General features: G+C 65.8%; 17 protein-coding genes. 10 read left to right on the forward strand and 7 right to left on the reverse strand.

The features are described 5' to 3' along the window. Positions 1–21: 21 nt before the first annotated feature. The 4 genes from CIW53_RS18085 (at position 22) to CIW53_RS13395 (ending at position 3,993) form a co-directional block, all read left to right on the forward strand. On the forward strand, positions 22–597 hold the full coding sequence (locus CIW53_RS18085) for a M13-type metalloendopeptidase (protein WP_277949639.1): 576 nt from the start codon (positions 22–24) through the stop codon (positions 595–597). 67 nt (positions 598–664) lie between these two features. Beyond that, positions 665–1,501: a DUF4097 family beta strand repeat-containing protein gene (locus CIW53_RS13385; RefSeq protein WP_149365213.1), complete on the forward strand. Its 837-nt coding sequence runs from the start codon at positions 665–667 to the stop codon at positions 1,499–1,501. Positions 1,502–1,708: 207 nt separating this feature from the next. Then, a complete protein-coding gene (locus CIW53_RS13390) occupies positions 1,709–2,839 on the forward strand; it encodes a YbdK family carboxylate-amine ligase (RefSeq protein WP_149365214.1) in 1,131 nt (376 codons plus the stop codon). Beyond that, positions 2,836–3,993 carry a hypothetical protein gene (locus CIW53_RS13395; protein ID WP_149365215.1) on the forward strand — a complete coding sequence of 386 codons (1,158 nt, stop codon included), beginning with the start codon at positions 2,836–2,838 and terminating at the stop codon, positions 3,991–3,993. The genes CIW53_RS13390 and CIW53_RS13395 overlap by 4 nt, the downstream gene beginning before the upstream one ends. Positions 3,994–4,004: 11 nt before the next feature. Here CIW53_RS13395 and CIW53_RS13400 read toward each other — a convergent pair whose 3' ends face one another. Next, complete coding sequence (locus CIW53_RS13400) at positions 4,005–4,430, reverse strand: VOC family protein (RefSeq protein WP_149365216.1); 426 nt, start codon at positions 4,428–4,430, stop codon at positions 4,005–4,007. Between the two features lie 252 nt (positions 4,431–4,682). Between CIW53_RS13400 and CIW53_RS13405 the strand changes: the two genes are divergently transcribed. After that, positions 4,683–6,905 (forward strand): penicillin acylase family protein, encoded by a 2,223-nt coding sequence (locus CIW53_RS13405; RefSeq protein ID WP_172969668.1) that lies wholly within the window; start codon positions 4,683–4,685, stop codon positions 6,903–6,905. Between the two features lie 44 nt (positions 6,906–6,949). Here CIW53_RS13405 and CIW53_RS13410 read toward each other — a convergent pair whose 3' ends face one another. The 3 genes from CIW53_RS13410 to CIW53_RS13420 form a co-directional block, all read right to left on the reverse strand. Continuing rightward, positions 6,950–7,654 carry a glutathione binding-like protein gene (locus CIW53_RS13410; RefSeq protein ID WP_149365217.1) on the reverse strand — a complete coding sequence of 235 codons (705 nt, stop codon included), beginning with the start codon at positions 7,652–7,654 and terminating at the stop codon, positions 6,950–6,952. Between the two features lie 185 nt (positions 7,655–7,839). After that, positions 7,840–7,989, reverse strand: a complete 150-nt coding sequence (locus CIW53_RS13415; RefSeq protein ID WP_149365218.1) for a hypothetical protein — start codon at positions 7,987–7,989, stop codon at positions 7,840–7,842. Between the two features lie 113 nt (positions 7,990–8,102). After that, positions 8,103–8,825, reverse strand: coding sequence for an OmpA family protein (locus CIW53_RS13420; protein WP_242451909.1), 723 nt, complete (start codon positions 8,823–8,825; stop codon positions 8,103–8,105). Positions 8,826–8,986: 161 nt separating this feature from the next. On the opposite strand from CIW53_RS13420, the gene CIW53_RS13425 reads away from it, so the two are divergent. Beyond that, a complete protein-coding gene (locus CIW53_RS13425; RefSeq protein ID WP_197736659.1) occupies positions 8,987–10,093 on the forward strand; it encodes an acetamidase/formamidase family protein in 1,107 nt (368 codons plus the stop codon). An 81-nt stretch (positions 10,094–10,174) separates the two neighbouring features. Here CIW53_RS13425 and CIW53_RS13430 read toward each other — a convergent pair whose 3' ends face one another. Together CIW53_RS13430 and CIW53_RS13435 are read right to left on the reverse strand one after the other, a co-directional pair. After that, positions 10,175–11,257: a DUF1615 domain-containing protein gene (locus tag CIW53_RS13430; RefSeq protein WP_149365280.1), complete on the reverse strand. Its 1,083-nt coding sequence runs from the start codon at positions 11,255–11,257 to the stop codon at positions 10,175–10,177. Between the two features lie 110 nt (positions 11,258–11,367). Next, positions 11,368–11,553 carry a hypothetical protein gene (locus CIW53_RS13435; protein ID WP_149365219.1) on the reverse strand — a complete coding sequence of 62 codons (186 nt, stop codon included), beginning with the start codon at positions 11,551–11,553 and terminating at the stop codon, positions 11,368–11,370. Positions 11,554–11,695: 142 nt separating this feature from the next. Between CIW53_RS13435 and CIW53_RS13440 the strand changes: the two genes are divergently transcribed. Then, complete coding sequence (locus tag CIW53_RS13440; protein ID WP_149365220.1) at positions 11,696–12,499, forward strand: NAD-dependent protein deacetylase; 804 nt, start codon at positions 11,696–11,698, stop codon at positions 12,497–12,499. Positions 12,500–12,627: 128 nt separating this feature from the next. After that, positions 12,628–13,083 (forward strand): peptide-methionine (R)-S-oxide reductase MsrB, encoded by a 456-nt coding sequence (msrB, locus tag CIW53_RS13445; protein ID WP_149365221.1) that lies wholly within the window; start codon positions 12,628–12,630, stop codon positions 13,081–13,083. Positions 13,084–13,177: 94 nt separating this feature from the next. Here msrB and CIW53_RS13450 read toward each other — a convergent pair whose 3' ends face one another. After that, a complete protein-coding gene (locus CIW53_RS13450) occupies positions 13,178–13,750 on the reverse strand; it encodes a TMEM175 family protein (protein WP_149365222.1) in 573 nt (190 codons plus the stop codon). Positions 13,751–13,893: 143 nt separating this feature from the next. Between CIW53_RS13450 and CIW53_RS13455 the strand changes: the two genes are divergently transcribed. Next, positions 13,894–14,367 (forward strand): SRPBCC family protein, encoded by a 474-nt coding sequence (locus CIW53_RS13455; RefSeq protein WP_149365223.1) that lies wholly within the window; start codon positions 13,894–13,896, stop codon positions 14,365–14,367. After that, complete coding sequence (locus CIW53_RS13460; RefSeq protein ID WP_149365224.1) at positions 14,357–14,704, forward strand: metalloregulator ArsR/SmtB family transcription factor; 348 nt, start codon at positions 14,357–14,359, stop codon at positions 14,702–14,704. The genes CIW53_RS13455 and CIW53_RS13460 overlap by 11 nt, the downstream gene beginning before the upstream one ends. Positions 14,705–14,713: the final 9 nt, after the last annotated feature.

Here is a 14,713-nt window from a genome sequence, read left to right on the forward strand (position 1 = left end):
GCGCGCACCGCACACGACGGCATGCGTCGCTCGTGTCGCGAAAAATGGACGGCCAAACGAACCCCAACACCGTCCAGCCTACGATCTTGCGCGCGCCCGCGCATCCACGCATACCGTCAAACCCCGACCCGAAGGGCGGCCGCTCGCCCGAGACGGTCACCCGGGATCGCCGGTGCCGCTCATGAACCCCGCATCCATGTTTTCGCCACCGCGCGAACCCGTAGGCAGCATTCCGCGTTCCAGCCGTTGCCCGGCGTGCACATCAACGGCGACCTCACCATGGGCGGGAACATCGCCGACCTCGGCGGCCTCACCCTGGCGCTGGACGCCTACCATACCTCGCTGGACGGCAAGCCCGCCCCGGTGCTCGACGGCCTCAGCGGGGACCAGCGCGTCTTCCTCGGCTGGGCGCAGGCATGGCGCGGCAAGCTCACCGACGACGCGATCCGCCGCCAGGTCACCAGCGATCCGCACTCCTCGCGCGCGTTCCACGTCAATGGCCCGGTGCGCGACATCGACGCGTGGTACCGAGCCTTCGACGTCAAGCCAGGCGACAAGCTGTATCTGGCGCCGAAGGATCGCGTGCGCATCTGGTAGGCCACTCGTGTAAACGCTGTGCCACCCGCGCGCATCAGAGGCTGGATTGCCCAACGGAGTACATGCCATGCAAAAGATCGTTCCCCTGCTGTTGCTGCTCTTGCCGTCGCTGGCGGCAGCCGCAACGCCCTGCCAATTCAGCGCACCGCGCAACACCGACATCGACGCTGCCGGCCTGAAGAGCCTGAGCGTGACCCTCGGCTCGGCGGATATGGACATCCGCAGCGTACCGGGCCTGACCAGGATCGAGGTGCGCGGCACCGCCTGTGCTTCCGACGCGGCGTGGCTGAAGGACCTGCAGGTCACCTCCGACCACGTCGGCGAGCACGCCTCGGTGCAGGCCCGCAACAATCACGACGGCATGAACTCCGGCCTGTTCGGCTCCAGCTATGCCTACCTGAAATTGCAGGTACGCGTGCCGGCGTCGCTCGCTATCGGCATCGGCAGCGGATCCGGCGATGTGCAGGCCGCCAACCTTGCCTCACTGGATTTCGACTCCGGTTCGGGCGATCTGGTCGCCGCCGACATCGCCGGCATGCTGACCTTGAAGCTCGGATCGGCCGATGCAAAAGCCAGCCGCGTCGGCAGCGTCGACCTGCGCCAGACCGGCTCCGGCGATGTCGGCGTCGATGGCGTGAAAGGCAACGTGCATGCCGGACGGTCCGGCTCCGGCGACCTGGCCTTCAGCAATGTCGGCGGCTCCGTCGACATCGGCCATACCGGCTCCGGCGACATCACGCTCGAACACGTCGGCCGCGACGTCAAGGTCGGCAGCACCGGGTCCGGCGACGTCGATGCCAATGGCGTGGGCGGCAATTTCACGGTCGCCGCCAGCGGCAGCGGCGACATCCATCATGCAGGCGTCAAGGGCACGGTCAGCGTGCCGAAATCCAGCGACGACTGAACCCTCCGGACGGAATGCCGGCCCCTGGCCGGGGCCGGCATTCCATCGCCATCCGCCACGGCATCCTTCCCTGCATGCCTGTGGCTGCCGCCACGCCAGTCTTCGCCGGATTGACCTTCCGATGGCGTTTGCGAGGAGCTGACGCCCCTGCATGGCGGGCACCGCAAGCCCACTACGCTCGACCTCTTTTCCACTGGAGGCGGGCACATGGTCACGTTGGGCATGGAGGAAGAAGTTCAGGTCATCGACGAGTACGGTCAGCTGGTCGCGCACGACTACGCGACGGGATTGTCCGAATTCGTCACGCCAGAGGGTTTGATCGACAAGGAAATCCACCGCTGCGTGATCGAGATCAAGACACGCATCTGCACGGGTGTGCCGGCCCTGCTCGCTGCGCTGCGCACGCTGCGCATGCAGGCGCGGCGCAAGGCGGCGGCACAGGGCCAGCGGATACTCATCGCGGGGCTCCACCCCACCGCGTCGTGGCAGCAGCAGTCGATGCACGACGATGCCGACCATCCGCACTACGCCCGGCTGGTCGACGAATACCAGGACATCGCGCGCGGCGCGTTGAGCTTCGGCATGCATCTGCACCTGGGTTTCCCCGCCGACGCACCGCGCATGGCGGTGATGAACCGCTTGCGGCACGTGTTGCCCGAGGTATTGGCGCTGTCCGCCAGCTCACCGTTCATGGAGGGCCGCGATACCGGCCTGCACTCGTGGCGGCACAGCCTGCTGGACCGTTATCCGCGCATGGGCACGCCCGATCCGTGGGAAAGCACGCAAGACTACGAGGCGCACGTGCGTCGACTGCAGCGGGCGGGTTGCCTGCACCAGGACCAGGGCCTGTGGCAGGACCTGCGCCTGCATCATCGCTACGGCACCCTCGAAGTGCGCATCATGGATACCCATCCCGACCTCGGCCGCATCGGCCTGGTCGCCACGCTGCTGAAGTGGGAGGCCGAAACCCTGCTGCGCGAGCTGGCCAGCGGACGGCAAGGCCCGGTGTGGTCGCGCGCATGCATCGACGAGAACAAATGGCGCGCGCGGCGGCATGGGCTGGACGCCCGATGGATCGAATGGGACCGCGACGAAGTCTGCGATACCACGCTGCATTTCGAACGATGGTGGTCGCGCATCGCCGCTTGCGCGGCCGACGCGGCGGAACGCGCCTACTGGGAGCGGCATCTGGCCGATGCGCTGAGCCAGGGCACGTTCTCCGACGTGCTGCGCGGCCAGGTCCGTCGGCATGGCGACTGGCGCACCACCCTGCAATGGATGGCCAACCTGGCCTTCGACGACACCACGATTCCCCAGCACGCGGGAGAACGGCGATGAACGCCTGGCCGCAACTTCGCCTGGAGTATCTGGGTGCCGACCGGTTGGCCACGGCGCTGGCGGATGTCGGCGCGCCGCACCTCCCGCAGAGCGGGATGTCCGACCATTGCGCCGTGGGCAACGACGCGCTTCGCCAGGCCCTCGCCGCCAAGGTCACGCACCTGGTCGATGCGCTCGCCCCGCAATTGCACCCGGCCCGCGTCGCATGGCCGGGCGCACGGGCCGATGTCCTCGCACTGGACCTGGCCTTCGTCGAACACCCGCAGCAACCTTTCGATCTGGCCTGGGTGGAGATCCAGGCGTTCACTTCGATGCTGCCGACGTTCCACACCCTGCATCTGGCACAGCGCCGCCTGCACGGCAGGGCGAACTGGCTTCCGCACGATGCGGTGCCAGGCAACGCCTCATGGCTCGAACACATGCGCCAGTGGGTCGCGCCGCATGCCGCGACCGTGCTGATCGAGGATCGACCGCGCGCGCGCGCCACATGGCCCGACCTGGATGCCGCGCGGCACTGGTGGCAAGTGGCCGTGCACGACTGGCGCGACGTGGTGCCTGCCGATGGCCTGTTGTGGTGCCCCGGCACGGCACGGCGCTACAGCCACGTGTGGAACCGGCTGATTTTTTCCGACCTTTCCGCGGTCGACCAGCCGGTGGCCAAAGCCGTGCTGGTGGCCGCCAACCGGGTCGGCTGGCACAGCCATCCGGCCTGGTACGAAGGCATCCACAAAGGCAGCCTGGCGGATGTTCCACTGGCGCCGCACGAGGCTTGCCACTGGGTCGAGCAAAGTCCGGCCCGCGCCGCGCAATGGGCGAATCCGGAAAGATGGGTGGCCAAATCCGTCAGCGCGCATTCGGGCGCCGGGCTGTTGCTGGCCCCGACCGCGGCGGAGCTGGCCACGCTGCCCACGCCGCGCCAGTGGATCGTGCAGAACCGGTTCCGGCAAGTCCCGATCGGCCGGCACCCGCTTACCGGGCAGGCGCTGTTCGGCGAAGTGCGCTGCATGCTGGGGCTGCAGCCGAACCGGGCACCATGGGTGATGGCGTGGATCCTGCGCTGCTCGACCAACGGCATCGCCACCATGACGGGGCGGCAGTCCGTCCCCGGCGAAGGCATGACCCTGCTGTACTTCGACACCGGCGACGACGGCTGATGCCAGTGCATCTACGCAGGCCGGGTGGCCACCACGATCAACCACGACACGCCGAAACGATCCTCCAGCATGCCGAAGCTCGACGCGAAAAACGTCGGGCCGAGCGGCTGCTTCGCCTGCCCGCCATCGGCAAGCGCATCGAACACGCGACTGGCCTCGGCATCGTCGGCCGGCGACAACGAAAGCGAGAAGCCCTTGAACTCGGGGTGTCCGCCGCTGAAACCGTCCGACAGCAACAGTTGGTCGCTGCCGATCTGCAGGCAGGCGTGCATCACCTTGTCGGCCGGCGGCTGCGTGCCATCGGGGCATGTCGCCTCGCCTGCCGGGCTGTCGCCGTAGCGCATCAGCATGACCACTTCGGCGCCAAGCGCCTTGCGATAGAACGTGATGGCCTCTTCGCAGCGGCCGTCGAAAAACAGATAGGGCTGGATCTGCATGGGGATGTCCTCCTGGTGGGGAAACGGAACCGGGGAACCCGGATCTCCTGCATGCGACGAATGGCATCGGGCGATTTCGACATGCGCGGCATGCGCCTTCATCCTCGCCCGGACGGCGCTTGTCTCAACCGAAACGGCGGGAGCCTGCTAATGTTGGCCGGCCATGTCGTGCCTGCGAATCGACCGGGGGTGGTCCGCTCCGGTGTTCGAACGCGGGACGGCAGCGCCATCCACCCTACGGGAATTGCGACCATGCCCACTGCGATAAATCTCCCCTCCGCGCACCATGCAAGCCAATGGGTGCGACTGCTGCTGGCGGCGACCTTGCTCGCGTCAGGCGCTGCCACCGCGACACAGGCGCCATCGTCCGATCAGGCACGCTGGCAGCATGAAGCGCAGGCGGTCACGATCACCCGCGACGACTGGGGCATCGCGCACGTGCATGGCAAGACCGACGCCGACGCGGTGTTCGGCATGAGCTACGCGCAGGCCGAGGACGACTTCAACCGGGTCGAGACCAACTACCTCAACGCGATGGGCCGGCTCGCCGAAACCGAGGGCGAATCCGCGATCTGGCAGGATCTGCGACAGAAGCTGTTCATCGATCCGGCCACGCTCAAGACGCTTTACGCGAAGAGCCCGACCTGGCTGCAGGCGCTGATGAACAGCTGGGCCGACGGTCTCAACTACTACCTGGCCACGCATCCGGATGTGCATCCGCGCGTGATCAAACACTTCGAGCCGTGGATGGCGCTGAGCTTCAGCGAGGGCAGCATCGGCGGTGACATCGAACGCGTATCGCTGGACCAGCTCGAAGCGTTCTACGGCCACGATACGCCGGCCGTCGCGCGAGTCGAGCCACCGGCAAGCTGGGCCGAACCCACCGGCTCGAACGGCATCGCGATCGCGCCTAAGCTCACCGCCGACGGCCACGCGCTGCTGCTGATCAACCCGCACACCTCGTTCTTCTTCCGCTCCGAATTGCAGATGACCAGCGACGCCGGGCTCGATGCTTACGGCGCGGTCACCTGGGGCCAGTTCTTCGTCTACCAGGGTTTCAACCACCACATCGGCTGGATGCACACCTCGACCGGTGCCGACGTGGTCGACGAGTTCGCCGAGACCATCGTGCACAAGGACGGCAAGCTGTTCTATCGCTACGGCAAGCAGCTGCGGCCGGTCACCACGCGCACCATTAGCGTGCCGTATCGGGCGAAGGACGGCTCGATGGCCTCGCGCAGCTTCACCGCCTATTTCACCCATCACGGTCCGATCGTGCGCGAAGCCGACGGCAAGTGGATCGCCACCGCGCTGATGAACAAGCCGATGGCCGCACTCGAACAGAGCTGGCTGCGCACCAAGGCCAGCGACCTCGCCAGCTACATGAAGGTGGCCGAGCTGAAGGCCAACTCGTCGAACAACACCCTGTTCGCCGACGACAAGGGCGAGATCGCCTACCTGCACCCGCAATTCATCCCCAAGCGCGACGACCGCTTCGACTATACAAAGCCGGTCGACGGCAGCAATCCGGCCACCGACTGGCAGGGACTGCTGCCGCTGGACGCCGCACCGCACGTGGTCGATCCGCCCAACGGCTGGGTCTTCAACACCAACGACTGGCCCTACTCCGCCGCTGGCAAGTACAGCCCGAAGCGCGCGGACTACCCGCGCTACATGGACACCTTCGGCGAGAACCCGCGCGGCATCCACGCCACCAGCCTGCTCACCGGCGCGCACGATGTCACGATGGCCTCGCTGATCACCAAGGCCTTCGACTCGTACCTGCCGGCGTTCGCACGGCAGCTGCCGATCCTGATCGCCGACTACGACGCGCTGCCCGCCAGCGACCCGCTCAAGTCCCGCCTGAAAGGCCAGATCGCCGTGCTGCGCAGCTGGGACTACCGCTGGGGCATCGCCTCGATACCGACCTCGCTGGCGGTGTTCTGGGGCGACACGCTGTGGGACAAGGCCAGCAAGGCCGATACCGCCGAAGGCCTGTCGATCTACGACTACATGGCCGAAAAAGCCGGCGCGAAAGCGCGCCTGCAGGCGCTGGCCGAAGCGTCCGATCGACTGCAAAAGGATTTCGGCAACTGGGGTACGCCGTGGGGCGAGATCAACCGCTTCCAGCGCGTCAACGGCGACATCGTGCAACCGTTCGACGATGCCAAACCCAGCATCCCGGTCCCCTTCGTCTCGTCACGCTGGGGCTCGCTGGCCTCGTTCGGCGCGCACCGCTGGCCGGGCACGAAACGCTACTACGGCACCAGCGGCAACAGCTTCGTCGCAGTGGTGGAGTTCGGCCCGAAAGTGCACGCCCGCGCGATCACCGCCGGCGGCGAAAGCGGTCACCCGGACTCGCCGCACTTCAACGACGAAGCCGAACGCTACACCACCGGCAACCTGCGCACGGTCTACTACTGGCCCGAGCAGCTCAAAGGACATACCGAACGGATCTATCACCCCGGTTCGTGACACACTCCTGGCATTTGTCGGGCCAGGATGGTGGTCGCCATCGCTCAACCGCGCGCGGGAATTTTCAGCCCGCGCTGCACCGCCGGGCGGGCCAGTCCGCGATCGAGCCAGGCTGCAACGTTGGGGAACGTGTCGAACTGCACCAGTTCGCGCGCTTCGTAGAACGTGATCAGGTTGTTGACCCAGCCCAGCGTGGCGATGTCGGCAATGGTGTAGTCGTCGCCCATGATCCAGTCGCGGCCTTCCAGGCGGCTGTCGAGCACGCCGAGCAGACGCTTCGATTCGTCGACGTAGCGCTGCAGCGGGCGCTTGTCCTCATAGCTCTTGCCGGCAAATTTGTTGAAGAAACCGACCTGGCCGAACATCGGCCCGATCGAGGCCATCTGGAAGAACACCCACTGGATCGTCTCCCAGCGCCGCGCTGCGTCGACCGGGATGAACTGCCCCGACTTGTCCGCCAGGTACAGCAGGATCGCACCCGACTCGAACAAGGCCAGCGGCGCGCCGCCCGGGCCACGCGGGTCGATGATCGCGGGAATCTTGCCGTTCGGGTTCAGCGACAGGAACTCCGCCGTGTGGCTCTCGTCTTTCGTGATATCGACCAGGTGCGGCTCGTAAGCCAGCCCGGTTTCTTCCAGCATGATCGATACCTTTACCCCGTTCGGCGTGTTCAAGGAATAGAGCTGGATGCGCTCGGGATGTGCGGCGGGCCAGCGGCTGGCTATCGGGAAAGCGGAAAGACCGGACACGGTTTGCTCCTGCAAGGGTGATCGTGCCTAGGTGGGGCGTCCGCAGCGCGGGTTCAATCCCGCCCGCACAACCCTCCGGTCGCCATGGCATCGAGTGGCGGCCGCACGCGGACCGTCTGCAACGCGCCGTTGCCGGCGCGGCCGCGGGATTCCATTGGACAAACGACCATCATCGGAAGAACACTTCAGTGCCGCTTGAAGTACTGCACTTCGCGTTCGTGCTTTTCCGCCGCTTCGCGCGTCTTGAATGTTCCGAGGTTGCGGCGCTTGCCGGTGTCCGGATTCTTCTTGCGCGAATAGAGCCGGTACTCGCCCGATTTCAGTTTGCGGATCATCGCGACCACCTCCTTTCCGAACCCTCACACCGGCAGGGTCGCGGAAAGGTGATGGATGAAACCCGGCAGCAATCACGCCGGTTCCGTCGCCGCCGCGACAAGCGCTTCCGGCTTCAGCCGGCGCCGGCGCCGGCAAAGTCGATTACCAGGGCGACGCGACGGTTGTTCGCACCGCTGTCACGCGTCCCACCGGGTTCGACCTGGCGATTGCGTGCTTCGCCGTAGCTGACGGCGCGCACTTGATTGGCCGCCATGCCGCCGGTGGAAACAAGATAGTCGCGCACCGCCTCGGCGCGCTTCTTGCCGAGGCGCTGGTTGTAGCTGGCGGAGCCGGCCGGATCGGTAAAGCCCTCAACGGTGACCACCGCGTCGGAATGATGCGACTGCATGACCTGGGCAAAGTCCTGCAGCATGGTCTTGTCCTGTTCGTTCAGATCGGCCTTGTTGAAATCGAAGTGCGCGACCGTGTCCACACGCAAACGCCCTTGCATCTGTGTCAGCGTGGCGTCGTATTTCGAAAAGTGCTGGCGCATGTCGGCCGTGAGCGAATCGATCTGCTGCTGCATCTGTGCGTCGGTAGCCTGCAACTTGCTGATGGCAGCATCAAACTCGGTGCGCTTGACGTAACTGCTGCAGCCCGCCAATGACGTCACGGCGGCCACGGCAACAGCGAAACAAAGGGCATGAGGCAATCGGTTGGACATGGAACTCTCCTCTTTTCGGATCGGAATGCGGTGACCACGCGCAGGAATGATGCGCAGCCACCTTCCGAGCATGCCTCGCGAAACGTGCACATTCCGAAAACCACGACATGTTTTCGACACCGCCGAATTCACGCGGAATTCAGCCTTGACGCACTTCTGCTCCGCGCCTCGTGTTCCGAAGCAGCTGGAAGCCGGCACCTCTTCGCGCCGACCGCAACTTGCGCGCGGTTCGATGAATGACGAGTATCGACGGACTGAGGCAACACCGCCGGACACACAGGGGACACGCAGACATGTCGACGATCCAGCTCAACTCTCTCACGCGCGTGGCGTGCGTCGCCGCGCTTGCCAGTGGCATGTTGCTCCACCCGACGATCGCTCATGCGCAGAAGCCTGTACCCGCCGGCGCCACAACCTACGTGTTGCCCGCCACGCCGAAAACGGTGGCCTGGGGACATTACGACGCGCGTACGCCACCGGTACTGCGCATCCACTCCGGCGATACGGTGATATTCCACACCGTGCTTACCAACAGTCCGGACGGGCTTGAAAAGGCGGGCGTCAAACCGGCCGATGTGGAGCAGGATCTGCGCGACATCTTCGACGGCGTACCGAAGAAGGATCGCGGGCCGGGCGGCCACATCCTCACCGGCCCGGTCTACATCGATGGCGCCGAGCCCGGCGACACGCTGGAAGTGCGGGTCCGCAAGATCGATCTAGCCATTCCCTATGCCTACAACGCCTTCCGCTACGGTGCCGGCTTCCAGACCGACGACTTTCCGTACGCCCGCATCAAGATCATCCCGCTCGACCTCGCCACGCGCACCGCCCACTTCGCGCCCGGCATCGACATCCCGCTGCACCCGTTCTTCGGCAGCATGGGCGTCGCCCCGCCACCGGCGTTCGGCCGTTACGACAGTGCGCCGCCCACCATCATCGGCGGCAACATGGACAACAAGGAGCTGGTCGAAGGTTCGACCGTCTACTACCCCGTATTCGTGCCCGGCGCGCTGTTTCAGCTCGGCGACGGCCACGCCGGCCAGGGCAACGGCGAAGTGGACATCACCGCGATGGAGACCTCGCTGGTGGGCACGCTGCAGTTCATCGTGCACAAGGGCGTCAAGACCGGCCCGTACCCCCGCGCGGAAACGCCGACCCACTACATCAGCATGGGATTCGACGACGACCTGACCGTTGCCGCGCACAAGGCGGTCGCCGGCATGATCGATTTCCTGGTCGAGCACAAGCACATGAGCCGCGACGATGCCTACATGCTGATCAGCGTGGCCGGCGACATCGACATCACCGAACTGGTCGACCACAACAAGGGCGTGCACGTGATGCTGCCCAAGGCGATCTTCAAGCCAGGGCCTGAAGACAAGGCGATGCATGATCGATGACAGGCTGCACCTTCGCCCGCAAGGCCATCGAAAGACGAGTGCCGGCGCGGGAGGCTGTCTTGCGGACAGCCTCTTGAGCGCCTACGGCTGACCCTTCGCCTGCCTTGTGCGCGCCATGCAGCGCTGCCAGCGCTGGTCGACACGCGTCGCGAACCACGCGGTGGTGAGCTTGCGGGTGATCTTCGGGCTGTGCAGCGTGATGCCCGGCAGCACGGCACGCGGCAGGGGTTTGCGTTCAATTTTTTCGGCGAGGGCGAAGACGCGGACGTAAAGTCTGCTGTCGGCAAAATCACGACTGTCGCCCCGCTCGAGGTCGCGATGAATCGCCGACTCGCTCAAGTCCAGTCGCGCAGCCAGCGAACGCACGGCCAGTTCGGTCGCCCCCGCCGGGTCGCCTAGCCCCGCGTCGGGTCGGAGCAGGTCACCGTCCAGTGCCAGCGGGATTCCCGACGCGAGGCTCACCGCATGTTGGAACGCCGCATTGCGGCTCGAATACCAGCCCGCGTTGAAGTCGGCGAAACGGTACAACGGCTGCGGGTAGTCCACCGGATAGCCCAGCAGGTGCATGACGCCGAAGTACACGCCGCCACGCCGGCTGAACACCTCGTGGCGGATCGAACCGTCGACCGGATACGGATAGTCCCGTGCATGCGCTTCGGCGAACGCGATGCTTACCTGCATCGGCCCGCCGGTGTGCACCGGATTGAAATCGCCGAACAGGCGCCTGCCCAGCGGGACCATGCCGATGAAGTCCTGGAAAATCCCGCTGAGCTGCTTCTCGGTACGCGCCGCACGCAACCGTTCGCTGTAGCGCCGGCCATCGGGCGATTTCAGCCACAGCGCGGCATCCACCAGGAAGCCCGGCACATGTTTCGCTGCGGCACGGCGGTCGATCTCCCGCCGCGCGATCTCCGCCAGGCCCGGCACCACCGGGTCGACCTGGAACCCCGATTCCTGCTCGGCCACGGCCAGCACCGAGCACAGGTTCGAGGGGGTCGGCGCGATCTGTTGTGAAGAAAATGCGACCTGGATATCGGCCGCCCAGCCGTCGCGATCGGTGACGCCGGCCGGCATCAACCGCACGATCTGAGCGCGTACCTGCGCCGGTCGGGGCGGCGCCTCCTGCGTGCGCTGGCGCACGCAACCTGCAAGCACGGCAGGCATGACCAGCAGTATGGCAACGAGACGATGGCGCAAGAGGATCCGGGATGCCGTCTTTTGCGGACTTTCGCCCATGGGGAGTGCGACGAAGCCGGAGCCAACGCGATCGAACATCAGATGATCGGGATAAGCCAGTGGATCGTCACGTAGACGATGACCTCGGCCACCACGAACACGACGAAACCCACACAGAACCTCGTGGCCGGCTTTTCGTTCCAGAATCGGTGCGCCAACTTGCGCGCTGCCTTGGCGGCGGAGTCCCCCGTTGTGTCCACACTCTCGGCGTTCCCGGTATCCATGCGGATGTCCTTTCAGCGATACGTGTTGTCGAGCATCATCACCGCTCGGGACACACGGCGCAATTCCGCCGGGACAACCGATTTCAAGGATTGGACGCGACACCCTCTGTTTTTCCCGGCACATCGGCACTACATATGGCCGATGACTCCGCTGCAGCAATTCATCCAGACCTACCCGCGCCTGTTCGTGCTGACCGGCGCGGGATGCAGTACCGATTCGGGCATCCCCGACTATCGCGACCGGGACGGCCAGTGGAAGCGCGCGCCGCCGATCGACTACGCCGCCTTCATGCGCGAACCGGGCGCCCGCCAGCGCTACTGGGCGCGCAGCCTGGTCGGTTGGCGGCGTTTCGGCAGGGCGCAACCGAATGGCGCACATCATGCGCTGGCCCAACTCGAACGCCGCGGGCAAGTCGAACTGCTGGTGACACAGAATGTGGATCGCCTGCACCAGCGTGCCGGCAGCGAGCAGGTGATCGACCTGCACGGACGTCTCGACGAAGTGCGCTGCATGAGCTGCGAGTGGCGCCTGTCCCGTCATGCGTTCCAGCAGATGCTGGTCGAGCGCAATCCGGCCTGGGTATCGCTGGATGCCGCCGATGCGCCGGATGGCGACGCCGATCTGGAAGGCCAGGACTTCGCAGGCTTCGATGTGCCGCCGTGCCTTCACTGCGGCGGGATCGTGAAGCCCGATGTGGTGTTCTTCGGCGAACACGTACCGCGCGAACGCGTGGAAGCCGCCGGGCGCGCATGGCAGGCTGCCGACGCGGTGCTGGTGGTGGGTTCCTCGCTGATGGTCTACTCCGGCTACCGCTTCGTGGCTGCCGCGGCGCGAGCCGGCAAACCGGTTGCCGCCGTCACCCTGGGCCGCACCCGCGCCGATGCCCTGCTTGCCCTGAAAGTCGACGCACGCTGCCGCGAGGCGCTGGCCTTCCTGCACGAGTAGCGCCAGCGGGTCGCGGGCCCGGCCGCATTTCGTCGGCATTCCCGTCGTGCCTTGGACTGGCGTCGACGGGCCCCATGTATGCGACGTCGCCACCGGCAGCAGTGCGACCCATCCCACGGAGGCAGTCCATGTCGACTTACCGCAAGACTCCCGAAGCCCTTTCGCGGCTCACGCCCGAGCAGTATCGCGTCACCCAGGAGGCCGCCACCGAGCGCCCCTTCGACAACGCCTACAACGACCACCGGGATCCCGGCCTCTACGTGGATATCGTCTCGGGCGAACCGTTGTTCACCTCGCTGGACAAGTTCGACAGCCATTGCGGCTGGCCGAGCTTCACCCGGCCGGTGCAGCCCGAACGCGTCATCGAGCATCGTGACGACAGCCACGGCATGAGCCGCGTCGAAGTACGTTCGCGCGACGGCGACAGCCATCTCGGTCATGTCTTTCCGGACGGGCCGCGCGATGCCGGCGGCCTGCGCTACTGCATCAACTCGGCCTCGCTGCGCTTCATACCGCTCGACCAGCTCGAAAGCGAAGGCTACGGCGACTACCGCAAGTTGTTCGATACCCCGCAGGCATCGTAACCGCACCGGTCGAACGCGCCATCCTCGTCGACGGCGGCTTTCGGGTCGTCCAGGGAAAAGCAACGTGGCGCCGGTCGGGTTCCGCGAAGTTGACTCAGTGTTGGGCCGCCTCGATGCGCCGGTCGGGGACCAGCCACAACAATGCCGTCAGCGCGTACAGCAATTGCGCAGCCCATGGCCGCCAGAACGTCAGCGCGATTCCGGTCAGGTAAAGCACCGGCGAAAGTTTCCCTTTCCAGTCCGAGCCGATCGCGCGCTGGAGTACCGAACCGGAACCTTCTGCCGCGATGAGCGTTTGCTGGAGTATCCAGTACGCCAGCGCGGCCATCAGCAACACCACGCCGTACACCGCCGTCGGCGACTCGGCGAAGTGGTTTTCGCCCATCCACGCCGTGGTGAAGGGAAACAGCGACAACCAGAACAGCAGGTGCAGGTTGGCCCACAACACCGTGCCCGAAACCCGGTGGCTGGTGGAAAGCAGGTGATGATGGTTGTTCCAGTAGATGCCGACGTACACGAAACTCAGCACGTAGCTGAGCAATACCGGTACGAGCGGCAGCAGTGCGGCGAGCGAATGCTCGTGCGGCACCTTCAGCTCCAGCACCATGATGGTGATGATGATCGCGATGACCCCATCGCTGAACGCTTCCAGCCTGCCCTTGCCCATCCGACGTCTCCCCGGTTCATCGCTGTTCGTTCGGGTGCAGCATGCCTCAGGACCTGCCCGCCTGCACGGTCGAAATGTGCAACTTAATGGTTGCATTTCACCTCGTGGCGGGTGCATGCTCGTGTGCAACAAGGAGATGGCCCATGAGCGATCGCATCGAGAAACGCATTGAGCTGAAAGCCCCGGTGGCGCGCGTCTGGCGTGCACTGACCGACTACCGCGAATTCGGCGAGTGGTTCCGCGTCAAGCTGGCCGGGCCGTTCGAACCCGGCAAGGAGGCCGTGGGCCAGGTCACGCATCCGGGCTACGAACATGTCACCTGGCGGGCCGTCGTGCAGAAGATGGAACCGGAGCGGCTGTTCGCGCTTTCCTGGCATCCCTACGCCATCGACCCGGCCGTCGACTATTCCGCCGAACCGCAGACCCTGATCGAGTTCCGCCTCGAACCCAGCGGCGACGGCACCTTGCTGACCCTCACCGAATCGGGCTTCGACAGCCTTCCTGCCGGGCGTCGCGACGAGGCGTGGCGCATGAACGACAACGGCTGGACGCAACAGATGCAGAACATCCGCCAGCACGTCGGGCAGGCCGGCGCCGAGGCCGGGCATGGCCGCTAGCGCGCAGGCCCGGCTGGCCCGACGGTCGCCGCGGGCGGCCACCGTGTTCGCTGCCCTCGGCGACCGCACGCGGCTGGCACTGGTGACCCGGCTTTGCGATGGGTCGCGCTGCTCGATCGCCCAGCTCAGCGATGGCCAGCCGCTGACCCGGCAGGCGATCAGCAAGCACCTGCGCGTACTCGAAGACGCACAGATCGTGCGCAGCGAGCGCGCAGGCCGGGAAAACCTGTACGTCCTCAACCCGCAGCCGATCGCCGACCTCGGCAACTACATCGAACTGGTATCCAGCCAGTGGGACGCCGCGCTGTCGCGATTGAAGGCCTTCGTGGAGGAGTGACACTGCGTG

This window comes from Rhodanobacter sp. T12-5 (genome assembly GCF_008329435.1).
GTDB lineage: Bacteria > Pseudomonadota > Gammaproteobacteria > Xanthomonadales > Rhodanobacteraceae > Rhodanobacter.